The following is a 20,084-nucleotide window of genomic DNA, read 5'->3' as shown; positions in this document are numbered from 1 at the left end:
GGCTCCTGTTCACCGCCAGATCGCGGTGCTAGGGGAGGCGCGTCGTGTCGAAGGAGGTGAAGCCGATGGAGCAGTGGATCAACGATGTCGTCGGCGCTTTCGGCTATGTCGGCATCTTCTTCCTGATGATGGCGGAAAACCTGTTCCCGCCGATCCCCTCCGAGATCATCATGCCGGTCGCCGGCATCTCGGTCGGCTCGGGCCAGATGAGCCTCTTTCTCGTGCTCTTCGTCGCGCTCGCCGGCACGCTCATCGGCAACCTGCCCTGGTATTTCATCGCCCGCGCCGTCGGGCGCGAGCGGTTCATGCATCTGACCGCGCGCTGGGGCAAGTACGCGGCGATCAAGGTCGAGGATGTACAGGCGGCGATCGAATGGTTTGACCGGCACGGCGGCCAGGCGGTGCTGCTCGGGCGCATGGCGCCCGGCGTGCGCACGCTGATCTCGGTTCCGGCCGGGCTCGCCGAGATGCCGCTCACCCGCTTCCTCACCCTCTCGGCCATCGGTTCCTTCGTCTGGATCAGCTTCCTGCTCGCGATCGGCATGATCCTCCAGGCGAACTGGCATGTCGTCTCGGCGGTGATCGACCCGCTCGGGAAGATCCTGATCGTGCTCGCGGTGCTCGGCATCATCGGCTGGATCGGCTGGCGCCGCTGGCGCGAGTGGTCCGCGCGGCGGGCGGGGCCGATCGAACAGGGGCCGATCGAACAGGGACCGCTCGAACCGGGGCCGCTCGAGCCGGGTCCGATCGAACCGCGTCCGGCCGAACGGCGGCCCGACGCGGAGTGACATCCGGCGGGTGGCCGTCGCTCCCAATGGCGTGTCAGACCGCGCGGACCCGCCCGAAATCGTCCTCGACCCGCACGATGTCATCTTCCTCGAGATAGGTGCCGGTCTGGACCTCGATGATCTCGACCGGGATCTTGCCCGGGTTGCGCAGCCGGTGCATGCAGCCCATCGGCAGGAAGATCGACTCGTTCTCGCGTACCATCACCGTATCGCGGTCGCGCGTCACCTCCGCCGTGCCGCGGACGACGACCCAGTGCTCGGCCCTGTGGTGATGACGCTGGAGCGAGAGCTGCCTGCCCGGGGCGACCTGGATGCGCTTGACCCGGAACCGCTCGCCGAGATCCATGGTCTGATACCAGCCCCAGGGCCGGTGGACCCGCGCCGGCGTCGTGCTCTCCGGCCGGCCCGCGGCTTCGAGGTCGGAGACGAGGTGCCGGACCTCCTCCGCCCGGTCGAGATCGGCGACCAGCAGCGCGTCGGGCGTATCGACGATCAGCACGCCTTCGAGCCCCAGCGCGCAGACCAGCCGTTCGCCGCCGGCGCGGATGTAGCTGTCGCGCGTATCCCGCGCCACCACGGGACCTTCGTGCCCGGTGCCAGTCGCGTCGCGGGGCGTGAGGCTCCAGACCTCGCGCCAGTCGCCGATGTCGGACCAGGCGAAATCGACCGGCAGCACGGCGGCGGCGGTGGTCTTCTCCATCACCGCGTAATCGAAGCTGATCCTCGGCGCCGAGATGAAATCCTGGCCGATGAGCAGCGCCCCGCCCCCGTTTCCGGTGTCGGACTCGGCCGCCGTCAGGCCGCGCGCCACGGCGGCGTAGGCGTCGGGCGAGAGGGCCCGGATCTCGCGCAGCGCGGGCTCCGCGTGGAGCACGAAGACGCCTCCGTTCCAGAGACACCCCTCGGCGATCAGCCGCGCCGCGCGTTCGGCGTCGGGCTTTTCGACGAATTCCGCGATGCCGGCCGCCTCGCCGAACCGCTCCTCGCTCGGACGGATGTAGCCGTAGCCGGTGGCGGGGCTCGTCGGACGGATACCGAAGGTCACGAGCCTGCCGAGCGTCGCGATCCGGGCCGCGCGCTCGACGGCGGCGCCGAAGGCCTCGGCATCCGGGATCAGGTGGTCGGCGGGCAGGATCAGCGCCACCGCGTCCGGCCCGCGACGCGCGGCGAGCAGCGCGCCGAGCGTCACGGCGGCGAGCGTGTCGCGCCCCTCGGGCTCCAGAACCAGATCCACCGGTACACCCGCCGCGCGCGCCTGTTCCGCCGCCATGAAGCGCGCTCCGGCGCCGGTAATGACGACGGGGCGGTCCCAGCGCCCACCGCTGGCCGCGGCGACGCGCGCGAGGGTGCGCTCGAAGGGTGAGGCGCCGCCGAGGACGGGCGCGTGGGGCTTGGCGAAATCGCGGCGGGACAGCGGCCACAGCCGCGTGCCGGAACCGCCGCAGAGAATGATCGGAACGATGCGCATGTCGCGTGAGCCTTCCCAGTCGAATGGTCGTGGCCGCCTTTCCGGATCGGGCACGCCCGCGAGCCTCCCGCGCCGAGGTTAACCGCGCGCTAACGCCGGCCTCGGGCCGACGCGGGCCTCCGCCCGCCGGGATGACGGCCACGCTTGACGCGCACGGCCGGGCGGTGGCCAATGGCGCGGCCTTCCTTCCCAAGCCGGAGCCTCCGATGTCCGACCCCGATTACGCCTTCCCGCCCGCGCCGCGTCCCGCCCTGCCGATCCAGGGATCGGACCGGCTCTTCCCGGTTCGCCGCATCTATTGCGTCGGCCGGAACTATGCCGAGCACGCGCGGGAGATGGGGCATGACCCGGACCGCGAGCCGCCGTTCTTCTTCCAGAAGAACCCCGACAATCTCGTGCTCGACGGAGTGTTTCCCTATCCGCCGCTGAGCGCGGACGTGCATTACGAGATCGAGCTCGTCGTGGCGCTCGGCGCGGGCGGACGCGACATCCCGGAGGCGGAGGCGGAGTCGAAGATCCTCGGCTACGCGGTCGGGCTCGACATGACCCGGCGCGACCTGCAGGGGCAGGCGAAGAAGGCCGGCCGGCCCTGGGAACTCGCGAAGGCGTTCGAGCATTCCGCGCCCTGCGGCCCGATCGTGCCGCGGGAGGCGCTGGCCGGGCCGCTCTCGAAGGGCGCGATCAGCTTGCGCCTCAACGGCGAGATCCGGCAGAAGGGCGACCTCGGCGACCTCATCTGGACGATCCCCGAGACGATCTCGAAGCTCTCGGAGCTTTTCGAACTCGCGCCGGGGGATCTGATCCTCACCGGCACGCCGGCGGGGGTCGGCCCGGTCCAGCGCGGCGACAGGCTGAGCGGTGTCATCGCCGGCCTGCCCGCGCTCGATGTCGAAGTGCGGTAGTCAGCGCGGGGATTTTCGTTCGACATTTCAACACCTTGACACCGTCGTCGAAAAATCCCGCCGCGATCCGAAAAAATCGCCGAAGGCCCCTTGTGCTCGCCGCCCGCGGCTGTGTATACCCCCCTCCACAGGACGCGGGTGTAGCTCAGGGGTAGAGCACAACCTTGCCAAGGTTGGGGTCGAGGGTTCGAATCCCTTCGCCCGCTCCAAAGACCTCCGGCCGATGCCGGAACGATCTCAGGGCGCCGCTTGGCGCCCTGATCCGTTTTCGGGGAAGCCTTGCGCGCCGCGCGACCTCATCCCGGGTTCCGCCGAACGCGTGGCAGAGGGTGCCCGGGCCTCCCATCGCCCCTCCCCGTCAACACGCAGACCGCGCGCCGGCTCCAGCCGCGCACCTTCGATCATTTCCGATGGACAGGTCCCCCGCCGCGCGCCAGATTGAAGCCGCCGGAAGGGCGCGCATGCACGGAAAAGGGCGCTGGCGTGTGATGTTCGCGGAGATCAACGACCATTCATCCGCGACGCCGCGGGAGGCGCCGACGCGCACCGCCACCAGGCCGAACGCGCGCCGTCACCCCCCCCTCCGCTTGCGAACGCTCCCGCCGGCCGGATCGCCGTGGTGGTCCGGGCGGGCTTTCGCGGCGAGGCGCGGCGCGGAAGGCCGGGATGAGACGTGAATGCGCGGGCAATATTCCGCCGGCGCGGTAAGACCGACAAGAAGATCAACCGGGAGGTCATGCATGAAACTCTGGAAATCCTTCCTGACCGGGGCGGCCGTGGCCGTGGCGCTCGCCGCGGCGCCGCTGGCGGCCAGCGCGCAGGACACGACGCGGATCGCGCTCGTGGTCAAGGGGCTCGGCATCGGCTTCTTCGAGGCGGCCAACAAGGGCGCGCAGGAAGCCGCGAAGGAACTCGGCGATGTCGAGGTCATCTACACCGGCCCGACCGACACCACGGCCGAGGGCCAGATCGAGGTCATCAACGCGCTGATCGCGCAGCGGGTCGATGCGATCGCGATCTCGGCCAATGATCAGGACGCCCTGGTCCCGGCGCTCAAGAAGGCGATGCAGCGCGGCATCACGGTGATCTCGTGGGATTCGGGCGTGGCGCCCGAGGGGCGCCAGATGCAGCTGAACCCGTCCTCGACGCCGCTCATCGGCAACATGATCCTGAAACTCGCGGCCGACCATCTGCCCGAGGGCGGGGATGTCGCGGTGCTCTCCGCCTCGGCGACCGCGACGAACCAGAACGCCTGGATCGCGGCGATGAAGGAGGTCCTGCCGGACCACCCGGGCATCAACCTCGTCGCGACGGTCTACGGCGACGACCTCTCCGACAAGTCCTATCGCGAGACGCAGGGGCTCATGCAGTCCCATCCGGACCTGAAGGCGATCATCGCGCCTACCTCGGTCGGAATCGTCGCCGCGGCCCAGGCGGTCTCCGACGCGGGCAAGACGGGCGAGATCAATGTCACGGGCCTCGGCCTGCCCTCCGAGATGGCCGGCCACGTTGCAAGCGGCGCCTCGAAGTCCTTCGCGATCTGGAATCCGATTGATCTCGGCTATTCCGCGACGATGATCGCCTACAACCTCGCCAAGGGGAATGCGACGGCGGAGCCGGGCGCGGAGATCGGCATGGGCCGCATGGGGAGCGTCACGCTCGACGAGAACAACGAGGGCGCGATGGCGGAGCCCTTCGTCTATGACGACTCCAACATCGAGGAATTCAAGTCGATCTTCTGATCCCGCTCCCGGCCATGCGCCGGGCGCTTCCTCTCGGGAAGGAACCGAACCCATGTCCAGTCGTCCCGCGGGCGACGGCCGACCGACGGACGCCCGCGCCGGCGTGGCGCCCGAATCCGAGCGCGAATCCGAGCGCGGGTCCGGGCCCATGCCCGTGCTCGCGCTCGAAGGCATTTCCAAGAGCTTCCCCGGCGTGAAGGCGCTCGATGGCGTGGCGCTCTCGCTCTATCCGGGCGAGGTCACGGCGCTGATCGGCGAAAACGGCGCCGGGAAATCGACGATCGTGAAGATCCTCACCGGGATCTACCAGCCGGACGCGGGCCGCATCCTGCTCGACGGCGCCGAGACCGCCTTCCCGGCCGCGCATGCCGCGGCCGAGGCGGGCGTGACGGCGATCCATCAGGAGACGGTGCTTTTCGACGACCTGTCGGTGGCCGAGAACATCTTCCTCGGCCATGCGCCCCGCACGAGGTTCGGCCTGATCGACTGGCGCCGGATGAACGCCGATGCCCGCGAGATGCTGGCCCGCGTCGGGGCCGCGATCGACCCGGAGGCGCGGCTTCGCGATCTCGGCATCGCCAGCAAGCACCTCGTCGCCGTCGCCCGGGCGCTCTCCATCGACGCCCGCGTCGTCATCATGGACGAGCCCACGGCCGCGCTTTCGCACAAGGAGATCGCCGAACTTTACGACCTGATCGAGACGCTGAAGGCCGACGGCAAGGCGATCCTCTTCATCAGCCACAAGTTCGACGAGATCTTCCGGATCGCCGACCGCTACACCGTCTTCCGCGACGGCGCCTTCGTCGGCGAGGGCCGCATGGCCGATGTGAGCGAGGACGATCTGGTGCGCATGATGGTCGGCCGCTCCATCGAGGCGATCTTCCCCGAACGCGCGCGCGACATCGGCGCGGAGGTGCTGCGCGTCGAGGGCTATTCCCACCCGACCGAATTCGCCGACATCGGCTTCTCGCTCCGCCGGGGCGAGATCCTCGGCTTCTACGGCCTGGTCGGCGCGGGGCGGAGCGAGCTGATGCAGGCGCTTTTCGGCGTGACGGAACCGTCGAAAGGCTCGATTGACGGGGAAGTCACGGCGATCCGCGATCCCGGCGATGCGATTGGGCGCGGCATCGTCTATGTCCCCGAGGACCGCGGCGCGCAGGGCGCGATCCGGCCGATGGCGATCTTCCAGAACATCACCCTTCCCTCGCTCGGCCAGACCTCGCGCAGCGGCTTCCTGCGGCTCGCCGAGGAATTCGCGCTGGCGCGCAAATATGCGACCCGGCTCGACCTGCGGGCCGCCGCGCTCGACCAGGAACTGGGGCAGCTTTCGGGCGGCAACCAGCAGAAGGTGGTGATCGCGAAATGGCTGGCGACGCGGCCCCGCGTCATCATCCTCGACGAGCCGACCAAGGGCATCGACATCGGCTCCAAGGCGGCGGTGCACGAATTCATGGCCGAGCTTGCCGCCGAAGGGCTCGCGGTCATCATGGTCTCCTCCGAGATCCCGGAAATCCTCGGCATGTCCGACCGGGTGATCGTGATGCGCGAAGGCAGGATGGTCGGCGAATACGCCCGCGAAGGGTTGACGCCCGAGCGACTGGTGCGGGCGGCCGCCGGCATCCGGGAGGCGGCGTGATGGAGCGGGCGCTGAAATCGCGCGAACTCATCCTCGCCTTCGCCATCGTGGCCCTCATCCTCATGATCTCGCTCCGCTTCCCGGCCTTCGCCGGGCCCGCGAACCTCGCCAATGTGTTCAACGACACCGCGATCCTCATCATGCTGGCGCTCGGCCAGATGGCGGTGATCCTCACCAAGTCGATCGACCTCTCCGTCGCCGCCAACCTGGCGCTCAACGGCATGGTCGTGGCGATGTTGAACAGCGCCATGCCGGGGATTCCAGTCCCGCTGCTCATCGTGCTCGCGGTCGGGCTCGGGGCGGCCCTGGGCGCGCTGAACGGGCTCATGGTCTGGAAGCTCGACATCCCGCCCATCGTGGCGACGCTCGGCACGCTCACGATCTACCGCGGGCTCATCTTCGTGATCTCGGGCGGGGCCTGGGTGAACGCGCATGAGATGAGCCCGGGCTTCAAGGATCTGCCGCGCGCGGTGCTCGGCCTGCCGGTGCTGAGCTGGATCGCCATGCTCGTCATCCTTGGCGCCTGGATCGTCTACACCCGGACGCCGGCGGGCCGGGCCTTCTACGCCGTCGGCGGCAATGCCAACGCGGCGGTCTATACCGGGATCGACGTCGGCCGGACGCGCTTTCTCGCCTTCGTCCTCTCGGGCACGATCGCCGGGCTCTGCGGCTATCTCTGGGTCGCGCGCTACGCCGTCGCCTATGTCGATATCGCCGGCGGCTTCGAACTCGACGTGATCGCCGCCTGCGTGATCGGCGGCATCTCGATCGCGGGCGGCATCGGCTCGGTCGCGGGGGCGGTTCTCGGCGCGCTCTTTCTCGGCGTCATCAAGAACGCGCTGCCCGTGGTCAACATCTCGCCCTTCTGGCAGCTCGCGATCTCGGGCACCGCGATCATCGTCGCCGTCGCCTTCAACGCGCGGGCCGAACGGACCAGAGGCCGGGTCATCCTCAAATCGGCGGAGCGTGGGGCATGAGCATCGAGACGCGGGAGCCGCGCCGCGCGATACCCGACCGGCTGACGACACCCGCCGCGCGGCTGTTCCGGAGCTGGGAGGCGCTGCTTCTCGTCGTCGCGGTGCTGGTCTTCGCGATCAACTCCTTCACCTCGCCCTATTTCCTCGATCCGTGGAACCTCTCCGACGCCACCTTCAACTTCACCGAGAAGGCGATGATCGCATTCCCGATGGCGCTGCTCATCATCGCGGGCGAGATCGACCTGTCGGTCGCGGCGATCATCGCGCTCGCCTCCACGGCGATGGGCATGGCGGCGGAGGCGGGCTTCGGCGTGTCGGGGCTGGTGCTGGTCGGGCTCGGCGTCGGACTGCTCTGCGGCGCGGTCAACGGGACGCTCGTCACCCGGCTCGGCCTGCCGTCGATCGTGGTGACCATCGGCACGATGAGCCTCTTTCGCGGCATCGCCTATATCATCCTCGGCGATCAGGCCTATACCGCCTATCCCGATGGTTTCGGCTATTTCGGGCAGGGCTATGTCTTCTGGGTCATCTCCTTCGAACTCGTGCTCTTTCTCATCCTCGCCATCGGCTTCGGCGTGCTGCTGCACCGGACGAGCTTCGGGCGGATCGTCTACGCGGTCGGCAACAACGCGGCGGCGGCGCGGTTCTCGGGCATCCGCGTCGACCGGGTGAAGTTCCTGCTCTTCCTGATGACGGGGCTTTTCTCCGGTCTCGCCGCGATCTGCCTCACCTCGCGGCTCGGCTCGACCCGGCCCTCCATCGCGCTCGGCTGGGAACTCGAGATCGTTACCATGGTCGTTCTCGGCGGCGTTTCGATCCTGGGCGGCTCGGGCTCGATCCCGGGCGTCGTCATCGCGGCCCTGGTGCTCGGGATGGTGACCTTCGGATTCGGGCTCCTCAACGTGCCCGGCATCGTGATGTCGATCTTCATCGGCCTGCTGCTCATCGCGGTGATCGCCCTGCCCCGCCTCGCCGCGCGGCTCGGACCAAGGAGGACGTGATGGAGAAATACGCGTTCCGGATGCGGCTTCTTCCGGGCAAGGAAGCCGAGTACCGGCGCCGGCACGACGAGATCTGGCCGGAACTCGTCGATCTCCTGCACGCCGCGGGGATCTATGACTATTCGATCCACCTCGACCGCGAGACGGGCATGCTCTTCGGCGTGCTCTGGCGGCGCGAGGATCACGGGATGGACGATCTGCCGAACCATCCGGTGATGCGGCGATGGTGGGACCACATGGCCGACATCATGGAGTCGAACCCGGACAGGTCGCCCGTCGCCGTCCCGCTGGAGACGCTGTTCCATCTGAAGTGAGCGGACCCGCGCCGCGATTGCCCCGGCCGCCTTCCCGTAACGGTCAGGCGGCGGGCGCCATCTCTCCCGCGCGAGCGAGCAGCGCGGCGACCATCTCCCGCGCGCGCTCCGGCGTCGCCGCCTCCGCGTAGCAGCGCAGTTCCGGCGCGTTGCCCGAGGCCCGCAGATGCGCGATCTCGTCGTTTTCGAGCGTCATCCGCACCCCGTCGGTCAGATCGACCGCCGTCCCGGCCACGCCGATCGCCGCGAGCAGACCCGCCCGCGCCGCCTCGTCCGAGGCGAGCGCGTCGAGCAGCGACCGGCTCCGGGCGGGAGCGAATTCGGCGAGCCGGTCGCTCGCGGTGAAACGCGGCGGCAGGTCGGCGGCGAGCCCCGAGAGCGGGCGACCCGACTCCGCCGCCATCGCGAGGATCGCGAGGATCGGCAGCATGGCGTCGCGGGTGGCGAGCGGCGCGAGCGTCGCCCCGGTCGCGCCGGTCACCGGCCCGCCGAGAAGGAAGCCGCCGTTCGCCTCATAGCCGACCGTGAGCCCGGCGCCCCCCGCGGTGAGGCTCTCCATCGCCTCGATCACATAGGGAGAGCCGATCTTCGTGCGGCTGATCCTCGGGAACCAGCCGCTCCGCTCCAGCACCGTGTTCGAGGAAACCGGGGTCGCGACGGCCTCCGCCCCGAGGTAGCGCGCGGCCAGCACGCCGACGACATCGCCCCGGAGGAAGGTCCCCGTCTCATCGCCGATCAGCGGCCGGTCGCCGTCGCCGTCGGTCGAGACCACCGCGTCGAGCCCGTGCTCGGCGCACCATCCGCGCGCCAGTTCCTCGTCCTCGGGCCGCACCGCCTCGGTGTCGATCGGAACGAAGGTCTCGGCCCGGCCGAGCGGGATCACATCGGCGCCAAGCGCGCGCAGGGATTCGAGCGTGAGATCGCGGCCGACGGCACTGTGCTGATAGACGCCGATCCGCTTGCCCTCGAGCGCGCCGGCCGGAAAGAAGCCGACGCCCCGGCGCAGATAGAGCCGCGCCGCGTTCTCGTCGGAGACGACTTCGGCCGGCGTCGCCGCCGGGGCGCCCGCGCCGAGCGCGGCCAGCATCCCCGCCTCGTCGGCCTTGGTGATCTCGCCATCGGCGCGGTAGAACTTCAGCCCGTTGCGGTCGAAGGGAATATGGCTCCCCGTGACCATGATCGCGGGCATGCCGCGGGTCGCGGAGGCGAGGGCGAGCGCCGGGGTCGGCAGCGCGCCGCAGTCGATCACCTGAATGCCGCGCGCGATCAGCGCGCCGGCGCAGGCCTCGGCGATCCGGGGCGAACTCGGCCGCAGGTCGCGCCCGATCAGTATCGCCTCCGGCGTCCGACCGGCCGCGCGCAGATGTTCGACGAAGGCCGCCGCGTATTCGGCGCATACCTCGTCCGTCATGTCCGACACGAGGCCGCGCAGCCCGCTCGTTCCGAATTTCATCCGATGCGTCTCCAAGATTCCGACGGGCGCGTGACAGGCGCCGATCCGTGGCGGAGCCGATGTTAACCCGCCTTGATTGGCTCTATCCTTAATCGGCGTAGAGCCGGTGCGAAACCCATCCGTTCCCGCGACGGCTTGCCACGCCGGGGCCGATCCGCTAGGCGCCTCGGGACGGAGCGGGAGGCCGGGGCATGATCACACTGCATGGTATCAAGACCTGCGACACGGTGCGGAAAGCCCGGCGCTGGCTCGACGAGCGCGGGATCGACTACCGCTTCCGCGACTACAAGACCGAGCCGCCGAGCGAGGCCGAGCTTGCCGCCTGGGCGGACCGGCTCGGCTGGGAACCGCTGCTGAACCGCGCGGGGACGACCTTCCGCAAGCTTCCCGACGCCGACAAGGCGGGGATCGACCGAACGAAGGCGATCGCGCTCATGCTCGCCCAGCCCTCGATGATCAAGCGCCCGCTGCTCGACACCGGCGAGACGCTGCGTCTGGGATTCAAGCCCGACGATTACGAAACTGTCTTCCCGGCCTGACAGCGACCGCCCAACCAGCCCGGGGCCTCAGGGCCTCCGTCCGGCATCTCCGCCTCCCGGTGCCCGAGCACCGACCGGCCGTGCCGCCCGGCGGGCAGCCCGAGATGCGCGGCGAGCGTCTCGCCCACGTCGGAAAACCCGATCAGCCCCAGCGCCTTCGGCCGCGCGCCGGGGGTGACGCCGAGGACCGGCACCCGCTCTCGCGTATGATCCGTGCCCCGGAATGTCGGGTCGTTGCCGTGATCCGCCGTCAGGATCATGAGATCCCCCGGCCGCAGCCCGCCGATCAGTTCGGGCAGCCGCGCATCGAAGGCTTCGAGCGCGCGGGCATAGCCCGAAACGTCGCGCTGATGGCCGTAGAGCGTGTCGAAATCGACGAGATTGGTGAAGATGAACGCCCCGTCCGGCGCCTCGGCGAGCGCCGCCAGAGTCGCATCGATCAGCGCGGCGTCGTCCTTGCCCTTGGTGAGCCGCGAGATCCCGCGGTGGGCGAAGATGTCGCCGATCTTGCCGATCGCCCGGGTCTCGCCACCGGCCTCGTGGACGCGGTCAAGCAGCGTCGGCTCGGGCGGCGGGATCGCGAGGTCCCGGCGATGCGGCGTCCGCTCGAAGGTCCCGGTGCTCTCGCCGATGAAGGGCCGGGCGATCACGCGCCCGACGCGCATCGGATGCACGATCTCCGCCGCGATGGCGCAGGTCTCGTAGAGCCGGTCCAGCCCGAAGTGTTCCTCGTGGGCCGCGATCTGCAGCACGCTGTCGGCGGAGGTGTAGAGGATCGGCTTGCCGGTCGCGACATGCTCGGCGCCGTAGTCGCGCAGGACCGGCATGCCCGAGGAATGCGCGTTGCAGAGCGTTCCCGGCAGGCCCGCGCGCGCGATCAGGGGGGCCGTGACTTCCTCCGGGATCGCCGGGTTCGCCTTCGAAAAGTAGTGCCAGTCCCAGGGAACCGGCACACCGGCGAGTTCCCAGTGGCCCGAGGGCGTGTCCTTGCCGCGCGAGACCTCGGTCGCCGCGCCCCAGATGCCCTCCGGCGCCTCGTACCAGAGCGGCACCGTCAGCCCCGAGGCCAGCCGGATCGCCGAGGCGAGCCCGAGTCGGCGGAGGTTCGGCACCGCGAGCGGCCCGCTCCGCCCCTCCTCGGCGCGGCCCGAGGCGCAGGCGATGGCGATATGGCCGAGCGTGTTGGCGCCTTCGTCGCCGAAATCGGCCGAGTCGGGCGCGCCGCCGCAACCGACGGAATCGAGCACGATCAGGATCGCGCGCCCCATCAGGTGATCCGCTCGACGATGAGCGGCGGCTCCTCCGGCGCGGCCTCCCCGACACGGTAGGCCGCGCGGACGCGCGCGGTCGCGGCCGCGAGTCCCGCCTCGGTCGCGGCGTGGATGCGGGCGAGCGGCGTCCCCGGCTCGACCGCGAGGCCGATCCCCTCCAGCATGTCGATGCCCACGGCGGGATCGATCCTGTCGGTCGGCCGCCGCCGCCCGCCACCGAGCTCGACCACTGCCAGACCGAGCGCGCGCGTGTCGATGCCCGTGACGAAGCCTTCATCCTCCGCCAGCACTTCGCCGATCACCGGCGCTCCCGGCAGATGATGCTCGAAATCGTCGAGAAAACCGACCGGTCCGCCGAGCGCCGCGACCATCGCGTCGAACTTCTCGGCCGCCGCGCCGGATTCGAGCACCATCCGCATCCGGTCCGCGCCCTCTTCGACGCTCGGCGCGATCCTGACCTGCGCGAGGATCTCGGCGCCGAGCGCCACGGTCACGTCCCAGAGCCGCGAGTCGACGGCGTCGCCCCTCAGGAAGCGCGCCGCGTTCATGACTTCGAGGCCGTTGCCGGCGGCGGTCGCCAGCGGTTCGTTCATGTCGGTGATCAGCGCGCGGGTCTTGCAACCCGCGCCCTTCGCGACCTCGACCAGAGTCCGCGCCAGGGCGCGCGAGCTTTCAAGTTCGGGGAGGAAAGCGCCACTACCCGTCTTCACGTCGAGGATGAGACCCTGCAACCCGCTCGCGAGCTTCTTCGACAGGATCGAGGCGGTGATGAGTGCGATCGATTCGACGGTCCCGGTCGTGTCGCGGATGGCGTAGAGGCGCCGGTCGGCCGGCGCGATATCGGCGGTCTGGCCGCAGATGGCACAGCCGATCTCGCGCACCACCTCCTGGAACTTCCCGGTATCCGGGCGGGTGGTGTAGCCCGGGATCGCGTCGAGCTTGTCGAGCGTGCCCCCGGTATGGCCAAGCCCCCGGCCCGAGATCATCGGCACATAGGCGCCGCAGGCCGCCAGCGCCGGCGCGAGCATCAGGCTCACATTGTCGCCGATCCCCCCGGTCGAGTGCTTGTCGATGACCGGACCGGGCAGCTTCCATTTCAGCGTGGCGCCGGAATCGCGCATGGCGAGCGTCAGCGCGACCAGTTCCTCGGTCTCCATGCCCTTGAGCAGCACCGCCATGGCAAAGGCTGCCACCTGCCCTTCGGTCAGGGTCTCGGCGGTGAGGCCGGCCACCAGGAAACGGATCTCGGCTCCGGTCAGCTTTCCCCCGTCGCGCTTGCGCGCGATCAGTTCCTGCGGCAGCATCGGGACCTCCTTCGTCAATACCGTGGGCCGCGACTCTCGGCCGCGTCGCCCGCGTTCTCTTCCGCCGCCTTCTCACCCGGCGCGCCGTCCCCGTCCAGTGTCCGGAGCAGCGCGTCGAGAAGGCCCGAGGCGCCGATCCGGAACCGCTCCGGAGTCGGCCAGTCCGGCCCCATGATCCGCGCGGCGAGGTCGAGATAGACGGCGGCGTCGGCGGTCGTACGCACGCCGCCCGCCGCCTTGAACCCGACCGGCCGACCTGCCTCCTTGATCGCCGTCAGCAGGATCGCCGCCGCATCGGGCGTGGCATTCACCGGCACCTTGCCGGTCGAGGTCTTGAGGAAATCCGCGCCGCCGCCAAGCGCCTCGCGGCTCGCCCGCGCGATCAGGGAGGCCTCGCGCAGTTCCCCGGTTTCGAGGATCGTCTTCAACGGCGCCTCCCCGCAGGCGGCCTTGACCGCGCGCGTCAGATCGCCGATCCGCCCCGACTCGCCCCGGATCAGCGCACGCCAGGGCACGACGAGATCGATCTCGTCGGCGCCATCGGCCAGCGCCCGCGCGGTCTCCGCCAGTACCGCCGCTTCGGTGTCCTCGCCTCGGGGAAAGTTGACAACGGTCGCGATCCGGATGCCCGACCCGGCCAGCGCCTCGCGCGCCTGGGCGACGAAGGCCGGCCAGACGCAGACCGCGGCCACCGGACCGGCCGGCGTCCGGGCGCGGCGGCAGAGCGCCTCGATCGCGGGCGCGTCGCAGCCCTCGTCGAGATTGGTCAGGTCGAGGCAGGCGATAGCACGCCGGGCGGTCTCACGGGGTTCGTTCGGGAAGTCGCCGGGGTGATCCGTCATCCGTCGGCCCGCCCGAGATGCGAAAGCGCGAAGGCGCCGGGCAGGAGCGCGCCGACCGTGGTCCGCGCCCGCTCACCCGCGAGATCGGCGAGGATGACCGGCGTCCCGGCGCTGGCGAATTCCGCGAGCTTCTGCCGGCAACCGCCGCAGGGCGTCACCGGCTCGGGGCCGTCGGCGACGACCAGCACCTCGGCGATCTCCCGCCCGCCCGCGAGCACCATCGCCGCGATCGCCCCCGCCTCGGCGCAGGTCCCTTCGGGATAGGCCACGTTCTCGACATTGCAGCCGCCATGGAGCGTCCCGTCGGCGCAGCGGATCGCCGCCCCGACCCTGAAGCCGGAATAGGGCGCATAGGCATTCGCGCGGGATGCGAGGGCGAGTTCGAAAAGGCTCATGGGATCATCCGGGACATTGCGCGTGACGCCCTTGAGTATGATCCCCGGCGCCGCCGCGATGCAAGCGACGCGGAAGGTGATCCGGGCGTCGGCGCTCAGGCGCGCCGCTGGCCGACGCCCCAGGAATCGAGCTTGCGATAGACCGTCGACGGCGAGAGCGACAACATCCGCGCCGCCCGCGGGATCGATCCGCCGCAGGCCGAGATCGTCGCCTCGATGAACTCGCGCTCCACATCGGCGAGCGAGCGGCCGATCAGGGGTTCGACCAGCGCGCGCAGATCCGTCGGCGGCGTCCGCTGCTGCGCCAGCGTCGCGACATTCGCCGGCCTGGGCGGCGCCTCGGGCACCTGCAGCGGCGCGATCTCGCCGGGCAGCATCTCGGGCCGCACCAGCGTACCCTCGTGCAGCACCACGACATTGCGGATCACGTTCAGAAGCTGTCGGACGTTGCCGGGCCAGGGCCGCTCCATGAGAACCCGCTCGGCCTCCTCGGTGAAGCCCTGGAAGCCGCGGCCTTCCTCGCGCGAGAAGGTCGCGAGGCTCGCCCGGGCGATGTCGAGAATGTCGTCGGGCCGCGCGCGCAAGGGCGGCATGTGGATCGGCACGACATGGAGCCGGTAGTAGAGATCCTCCCGGAACCGTCCTCGACGGACCTCCTCCGCCGGGTCGCGGTTGGTGGCGCAGACGATGCGGACATCGACCTGCACCGGCCGCGCGGCGCCCACCGGCTGGATGGTGGAGGTCTGCAGGAACCGCAGGAGCTTCGTCTGCAACGAGAGATCCATCTCGCAGATCTCGTCGAGGAAGAGCGTGCCGCCGTCCGCCACCGCCGCGGCGCCCGGCTTGTCAGAGAGCGCGCCGGTGAAGGCGCCCTTCAGATGGCCGAAGACCTCGCTTTCAAGCAGATCGCGCGGGATCGCGGCGCAGTTGAGCGGCACGAAGGGCCGCTTCGCCCGGTTCGAGACCGCGTGGATCGCGCGGGCGCAGACTTCCTTGCCCGTGCCGCTCTCGCCGGTGATGAAGACCGTCGCCGTGGAGCGGCCGATCGCGCGGACCATGCGATAGATCTCGTCCATCGCCGCCGAACGGCCGATGAAGCCTTCGAACCCCGCGCTCTCAGTAGCCGGCGCGTCCTCCGGCTCGATTGCGCCGCGTGCCGAGAGCGCGTTTTCGACCGCCGTCACGAGCCGCGATTCATCGAAGGGCTTGACGAGAAAGTCGAACGCGCCGCCCCGCATCGCCTGCACCGCGCGGTTGATCGATCCGTTCGCGGTGATGACGATCACCCGGCAGTTCGCCCCGGAGAGGCTCGCGAGCAGGTCGAGCCCGTCGCCATCCGGCAGTTGCAGGTCGAGAAGCATGACGCGCGGCATCCCGCGCGCGCATCGGGCCCTCGCCTCGGCGAGCGTGGCGGCGTGATCGACCGGATGGCCCGCGCGTGCGAGAACGGCGCCGTAGAGCATGGCGAGCGAGGAGGTATCTTCGACCAGCAGCACCGGTTGCATGCGTCCCTCCCTCATCTGTCCCGCGCGAGGAAGGCCAGCACCGCGTCGATCTCGGCGACGCAGCCGGTGAGGGCCGCGTCGAGCGGGGCGTTCTCATGCGCGAGCGCGTTCAGCGAGCGCGCCATCGACTGCAGCCGGACCGCCCCGACGGCGCCCGCGACCGAGATCAGGATATGCGAGGCCGAGCGGATCGCCTGGGTGTTTCGCGGGGCACGCGCCGCTTCGAGTTCCGCGCGCGCCGCGCTGAGATCGGCGAAGACCTTCTCGAACAGTTCGTTCATCAGGTCCGGCCCGATCGCATCGGCGAGCGCGCCGTAGATCGCGGCGTCCACCACCGGGTCCCCGGCGCCCGGCGCCCGCGGCCTGCGCGCCGCGACGCCGGATGGCAGATGCGGCGCGAGCGCGCGTCCGAGTTGCTCGATGCCGCTGATCGGCTTCGAGACCAGCGCGTTCGCTCCCGCCTCGGCGATCTGATCCTGATGATCGCGCATCGCATAGGCCGTCAGCGCGACGATGGGCACCCGCGCGCGCGCGTCGCCGCGTGACCGGATCCGGCGGATCACGTCGAGCCCCGAGACCCGCGGCATCTCGATGTCGAGCACCACCAGGTCGAACTCCTGTGCCTCGAAGGCGGCGATCGCCTCGGCGCCGTCCGAGGTGACGGTCACCTCGGCCCGGAGCGCGCGCAGCATCTGCGTCGCGACCATCTGGTTGGTCGGATTGTCCTCCGCGAGCAGGATGCGCGCGCCCGCCAGATCGGCTTCGGGCTCCGGGGCCGCCGGTTCGGCGCGCGAGCACCACGGCTCGCCGAGCTCGATCAGCGCCTCGAACCCGCCGCCCGAACGGTTGCGAAGCGCGAATCTCGCACCCATCCGCGCGGCCAGCCGGCGCGCCGCCATGAGTTCCAGCCCCTCGACGCCCGCCGACATGGCCGGATCATCCGCGCCGAGCCCGAGGATGCGTTCCAGCGTGTCCTGCCGGACGGCCGGCCCCGTATCGGCGACGCGGAGCAGGATGCCTCCCTCGCGCGTCGCGCTCGCCACGAGCTCGATCCCTCCGGCCTCGCAGCGCCCGATCGCGTGCGCGACGAGATTGGTCAGCATCCGCCCGCAGAGCGCCGGATCGATGTCGAGCCGCGTCGGCGCGTCCGCCTCCGCGACGATCCGCAGCGACTGGCCTTTCCGCCGCGCCTCCGCCGTCCATCGCCGGCGCTGGTGATCGAGCAGGCGCGAGACATCGACGCCCTGAAAATCGAGGCCCGCCGCCGGGTCCGGCTCCTCACGATATTCGCCAAGCGCGGCGTGAACCAGAGACCCCACCGCGTCGGCGGCCGCGAGGACACGTTCGACCTGCTCGCGCGTCTCCACCGGCAGCGATGCCGGGTCAATGGCCGAGAGCCCGCCCGATATGTCGCTAAGCCCGCCGCGCAGATCATGCGCGAGAAGCGCCCGGTCGAGAAGCTCGGCCCGCTGGCTTCGAACGCCCCCTGGCCGCGACCGTTCCGCTTCGAACGGCGAGACGATGATGCTCATTCCAGTTCTTCCCGTTCGCGCGCGCCGCCTCTCCAGGCGCCAAGTCTCAAGGCTGAAAACGTCGCCGCGACCTCAGCGAACGTTACCGCGGGCCGCGCGCCTTGGCAAAGCTTCATCCTCTGGTACCATCCGGCGCATGATCCGGGCGCGCAGGCCCGCCAGGTCGTTCGGCTCCTCCACCACTTCGTCGAAGGCGGATGGGGTGCGCGGCCGGCCGATGGCGAAGAGAAGCGCGCCGGGATAGCGGGCGCGCAGGCCGGCCGTCTCCGCCTCGTCCTCGGCGCGGGCGGCGTCGACCAGGACCAGATCCGCCGCGTCCGAACCGGCCGGGTCCCCGATGATGATCTCCGGCGAGCGCAACGCGGCCCGGTAGATCGCGGCGAGCGCCCGGGAGCGCGTGTCGAGCACGATCCGCATCGGCCTCAACGCGAGTTCCCGTGCCGGCACGGTCACGATCATCGCACGGCCGCCGGCGGAGTCGTGCTTGAGCACGAGCCCGCCTCCAAGCGCGGCGATCAGGCTGCGCGCGATCAGCGGCTGAAGCGCGTCGCTTCCGAGCTTGTCGCTGGCGAGCTGGTCGGACGCGGCATGGCTGAGTTCGAGCAGCAGTTCCAGCTTCCAGCCAAGTTCCGGCGCCTGCCCGAGTCGCAGGGTGCCGACCAGTTCCCCCGGCCGGTGGCTCAGGTCGAGCGCGATCCCCCCTGGATCGCTGCTTCCCAGCAGATATTCGGCGAGGTGGACATAGACTTGGCTCAGCCGGTTTTGATCGCCCCGCAGCATGGCGGGCGTGCCCTCCGCGACCGTCACCGCGAGACCGACGCCGGTCGACGATCTGACCCGCTCCCGGATCGTCTCGGCCAGCGTCGCGACGCGCATCGGCTCGGACCGGGTCTCGAACCTGCCGTCCTGGATCTCGCCATAGTCGAGCAGGCTTTCGACCAGCTGCGACATCGCATGGCCCGACTGGCTCGCCTGCTCGACCAGACGGCGCTGGCGCGAACCGATCTCGCTCTGGCCGAGCAGCGCCAGCGGGCCGAGCACCCCGTTCAGCGGATTGCGCAACTCATGGCTCATCATGGTCAGGAGCCGCGACTTCGCCCGGCTGGCGAGTTCGGCCTGTTCGGCGGCGCGCTGGCTGACCCGCGCCAGGGCGCGCTGGCCCTGGTTGTCGCGCAGGATGAGGAACAGCGACGTGAGCGCGACGAAAAGCGCGAGACCGCTGACCGAGACGATGGCGCGCGCGCTCCAGGCGATGCGATCATGCAGCCGCTCGGCGATCGCCGCGTCCTCGCGCATCACGCTCAACGTGTAGAGGCGCAATGGCTGGTGAAAGCCTTCGAGCCGGCGCAGGAGCTCGCTCGCGCGCGCGGCATCTCCGGGGCGCAACTCGGCGATCACCGGGTCCGCGGCGCGCAGGAACCGCGACAGGTCTGCGAGCGCCCCCTCGCCGCGATCGAATTCGCGCAGCCGGGCGCCGATCGAGCCCGCGCCGATCATCGCCACGCGGCTCCACAGCACATCGAAGCTCTTGCGGACCTCCTCGACGGCCTGCTCGGTGCCGAGCGCGCGCATGTTGGCAAGTTGGAGCTCGAAACGCAGCATCTCGATCTCGGTCTGCGTGCCCCACCAGAGGGTGGCGCTCCGCCCGTTCTTGTCGAGCATCTCGGCGTCGCGCCGCATCGCCGCGTAGCCGAGCAAGGCGATCACGCCGGCCGCGAGCAGCATGACGATCCCAAGGTAACGCGGAGCCGGGCCCATCAATGTCAGCGCGCCTCGATCCGGATGAGCTGCCAGATCAGTCGCTCGCTGTAGACCCGGCCCCCGAGTTCGGGATGGTCGCTGACCGGATAGATGATCCAGAGCGGCCCGGTCTCGCGCGGAGGCAGCGGCGCGCCGTCCGCCTCCATCGCCAGAATGACATCCCAGTCGTGGAAATCCCTGGTCGGTATCTCGACGCTGTAATCGTTCACCGCGAGACAGAAGACCGAAGCCGCGTCCCTGAGGCCGAGCGCGTGAAGGACATCCCGCATCAGCGGGCCGCGATAGGCCACCACACCGTCGTTGAAGGGCGTGCGCGTGGCGACCGTGGTTTAGGGCAGCGCGCGCAGATCACCGAGCGAGAGCGCCGTCTCGGCCTCGGGGTCCGTGGCGACCGCGGTCAGGGCCGGAGCCTCGGGACCGACCGCTCCGGCCCGGCCTCCCGGCGCCGTCAGTATCAGAATCAGGGCGAACGCGGCGAGACATGTCCCAAAACGACCCTTGCCGACCACCACCACTGCTACCTTCTGTCCGATCATGTCACCAGGCGGAGCCGAGAAACCCCCAGCCATAGCAAGCACTATGCTGGGTTGAAATCAAGTCGATTTCACTCGCATAGGCTGCACGGGCCACCCTTTTCCGGGTGGCCGAGGCGGT

The 20,084-nt window shown here is 70.1% G+C and carries 19 protein-coding genes and 1 tRNA gene; 9 read left to right on the top strand and 11 right to left on the bottom strand.

Going from position 1 to position 20,084, the window contains the following annotated elements; all coding sequences use genetic code 11:
- The first annotated feature begins 44 nt into the window (after positions 1–44).
- Complete coding sequence (locus ACLJK8_RS04640; protein ID WP_413148932.1) at positions 45–788, top strand: DedA family protein; 744 nt, start codon at positions 45–47, stop codon at positions 786–788.
- Positions 789–822: 34 nt separating this feature from the next.
- Here the strand turns inward: ACLJK8_RS04640 and ACLJK8_RS04635 are convergent, their stop codons facing one another.
- Positions 823–2,256, bottom strand: coding sequence for a mannose-1-phosphate guanylyltransferase/mannose-6-phosphate isomerase (locus tag ACLJK8_RS04635; RefSeq protein ID WP_413148931.1), 1,434 nt, complete (start codon positions 2,254–2,256; stop codon positions 823–825).
- Positions 2,257–2,462: 206 nt separating this feature from the next.
- Here ACLJK8_RS04635 and ACLJK8_RS04630 point away from each other — a divergent pair, with 206 nt between their 5' ends.
- The 7 genes from ACLJK8_RS04630 to rhaM all read left to right on the top strand — a co-directional run bounded on the left by ACLJK8_RS04630 (position 2,463) and on the right by rhaM (position 8,828).
- Positions 2,463–3,158: a fumarylacetoacetate hydrolase family protein gene (locus ACLJK8_RS04630; protein ID WP_413148930.1), complete on the top strand. Its 696-nt coding sequence runs from the start codon at positions 2,463–2,465 to the stop codon at positions 3,156–3,158.
- Positions 3,159–3,292: 134 nt separating this feature from the next.
- Positions 3,293–3,367: transfer RNA gene (locus ACLJK8_RS04625), tRNA-Gly, on the top strand.
- 531 nt (positions 3,368–3,898) lie between these two features.
- A complete protein-coding gene (rhaS, locus tag ACLJK8_RS04620) occupies positions 3,899–4,900 on the top strand; it encodes a rhamnose ABC transporter substrate-binding protein (protein WP_413148929.1) in 1,002 nt (333 codons plus the stop codon).
- Positions 4,901–5,048: 148 nt separating this feature from the next.
- The gene (locus tag ACLJK8_RS04615) at positions 5,049–6,536 is read left to right on the top strand and encodes a sugar ABC transporter ATP-binding protein (protein WP_413148964.1); all 1,488 of its coding nucleotides are present in this window, start codon (positions 5,049–5,051) and stop codon (positions 6,534–6,536) included.
- Entirely contained in the window at positions 6,536–7,513 is a 978-nt protein-coding gene (locus ACLJK8_RS04610) for an ABC transporter permease (RefSeq protein ID WP_413148928.1), read from the top strand. Before ACLJK8_RS04615 ends, ACLJK8_RS04610 begins: the two co-directional genes overlap by 1 nt.
- On the top strand, positions 7,510–8,514 hold the full coding sequence (locus ACLJK8_RS04605; protein WP_413148927.1) for an ABC transporter permease: 1,005 nt from the start codon (positions 7,510–7,512) through the stop codon (positions 8,512–8,514). Before ACLJK8_RS04610 ends, ACLJK8_RS04605 begins: the two co-directional genes overlap by 4 nt.
- Entirely contained in the window at positions 8,514–8,828 is a 315-nt protein-coding gene (rhaM, locus tag ACLJK8_RS04600) for an L-rhamnose mutarotase (protein ID WP_413148926.1), read from the top strand. Before ACLJK8_RS04605 ends, rhaM begins: the two co-directional genes overlap by 1 nt.
- Positions 8,829–8,871: 43 nt before the next feature.
- Here the strand turns inward: rhaM and ACLJK8_RS04595 are convergent, their stop codons facing one another.
- Positions 8,872–10,281 (bottom strand): phosphomannomutase, encoded by a 1,410-nt coding sequence (locus ACLJK8_RS04595; protein ID WP_413148925.1) that lies wholly within the window; start codon positions 10,279–10,281, stop codon positions 8,872–8,874.
- A 191-nt stretch (positions 10,282–10,472) separates the two neighbouring features.
- On the opposite strand from ACLJK8_RS04595, the gene ACLJK8_RS04590 reads away from it, so the two are divergent.
- Positions 10,473–10,820: an ArsC family reductase gene (locus ACLJK8_RS04590; RefSeq protein WP_413148924.1), complete on the top strand. Its 348-nt coding sequence runs from the start codon at positions 10,473–10,475 to the stop codon at positions 10,818–10,820.
- Here the strand turns inward: ACLJK8_RS04590 and ACLJK8_RS04585 are convergent.
- From ACLJK8_RS04585 to ACLJK8_RS04545, 9 genes are all read right to left on the bottom strand, one after another.
- Positions 10,796–12,088 (bottom strand): phosphopentomutase, encoded by a 1,293-nt coding sequence (locus ACLJK8_RS04585; RefSeq protein ID WP_413148923.1) that lies wholly within the window; start codon positions 12,086–12,088, stop codon positions 10,796–10,798. The two genes, ACLJK8_RS04590 and ACLJK8_RS04585, sit on opposite strands and share 25 nt — an antisense overlap.
- Complete coding sequence (gene deoA / locus ACLJK8_RS04580) at positions 12,088–13,395, bottom strand: thymidine phosphorylase (protein ID WP_413148922.1); 1,308 nt, start codon at positions 13,393–13,395, stop codon at positions 12,088–12,090. The genes ACLJK8_RS04585 and deoA overlap by 1 nt, the downstream gene beginning before the upstream one ends.
- Before the next feature lie 14 nt (positions 13,396–13,409).
- On the bottom strand, positions 13,410–14,237 hold the full coding sequence (gene deoC / locus ACLJK8_RS04575) for a deoxyribose-phosphate aldolase (RefSeq protein WP_413148921.1): 828 nt from the start codon (positions 14,235–14,237) through the stop codon (positions 13,410–13,412).
- On the bottom strand, positions 14,234–14,632 hold the full coding sequence (locus ACLJK8_RS04570) for a cytidine deaminase (protein ID WP_413148920.1): 399 nt from the start codon (positions 14,630–14,632) through the stop codon (positions 14,234–14,236). The genes deoC and ACLJK8_RS04570 overlap by 4 nt, the downstream gene beginning before the upstream one ends.
- Before the next feature lie 95 nt (positions 14,633–14,727).
- Positions 14,728–16,137 (bottom strand): sigma-54-dependent transcriptional regulator, encoded by a 1,410-nt coding sequence (locus ACLJK8_RS04565; RefSeq protein WP_413148919.1) that lies wholly within the window; start codon positions 16,135–16,137, stop codon positions 14,728–14,730.
- 11 nt (positions 16,138–16,148) lie between these two features.
- The gene (locus ACLJK8_RS04560) at positions 16,149–17,669 is read right to left on the bottom strand and encodes a response regulator (RefSeq protein WP_413148918.1); all 1,521 of its coding nucleotides are present in this window, start codon (positions 17,667–17,669) and stop codon (positions 16,149–16,151) included.
- A gap of 72 nt (positions 17,670–17,741) precedes the next feature.
- On the bottom strand, positions 17,742–19,394 hold the full coding sequence (locus ACLJK8_RS04555; protein WP_413148917.1) for a sensor histidine kinase: 1,653 nt from the start codon (positions 19,392–19,394) through the stop codon (positions 17,742–17,744).
- Between the two features lie 38 nt (positions 19,395–19,432).
- Entirely contained in the window at positions 19,433–19,720 is a 288-nt protein-coding gene (locus ACLJK8_RS04550; protein WP_413148916.1) for a molybdopterin-dependent oxidoreductase, read from the bottom strand.
- Positions 19,721–19,759: 39 nt separating this feature from the next.
- Complete coding sequence (locus ACLJK8_RS04545) at positions 19,760–19,966, bottom strand: hypothetical protein (RefSeq protein WP_413148915.1); 207 nt, start codon at positions 19,964–19,966, stop codon at positions 19,760–19,762.
- Positions 19,967–20,084: the final 118 nt, after the last annotated feature.

This window comes from Amaricoccus sp. W119, from assembly GCF_047275745.1.
Taxonomy (GTDB): domain Bacteria; phylum Pseudomonadota; class Alphaproteobacteria; order Rhodobacterales; family Rhodobacteraceae; genus Amaricoccus.
The sequence above is the reverse complement of the archived record's forward strand: the minus strand, read 5'-3'. Positions and strand labels throughout refer to the sequence as shown.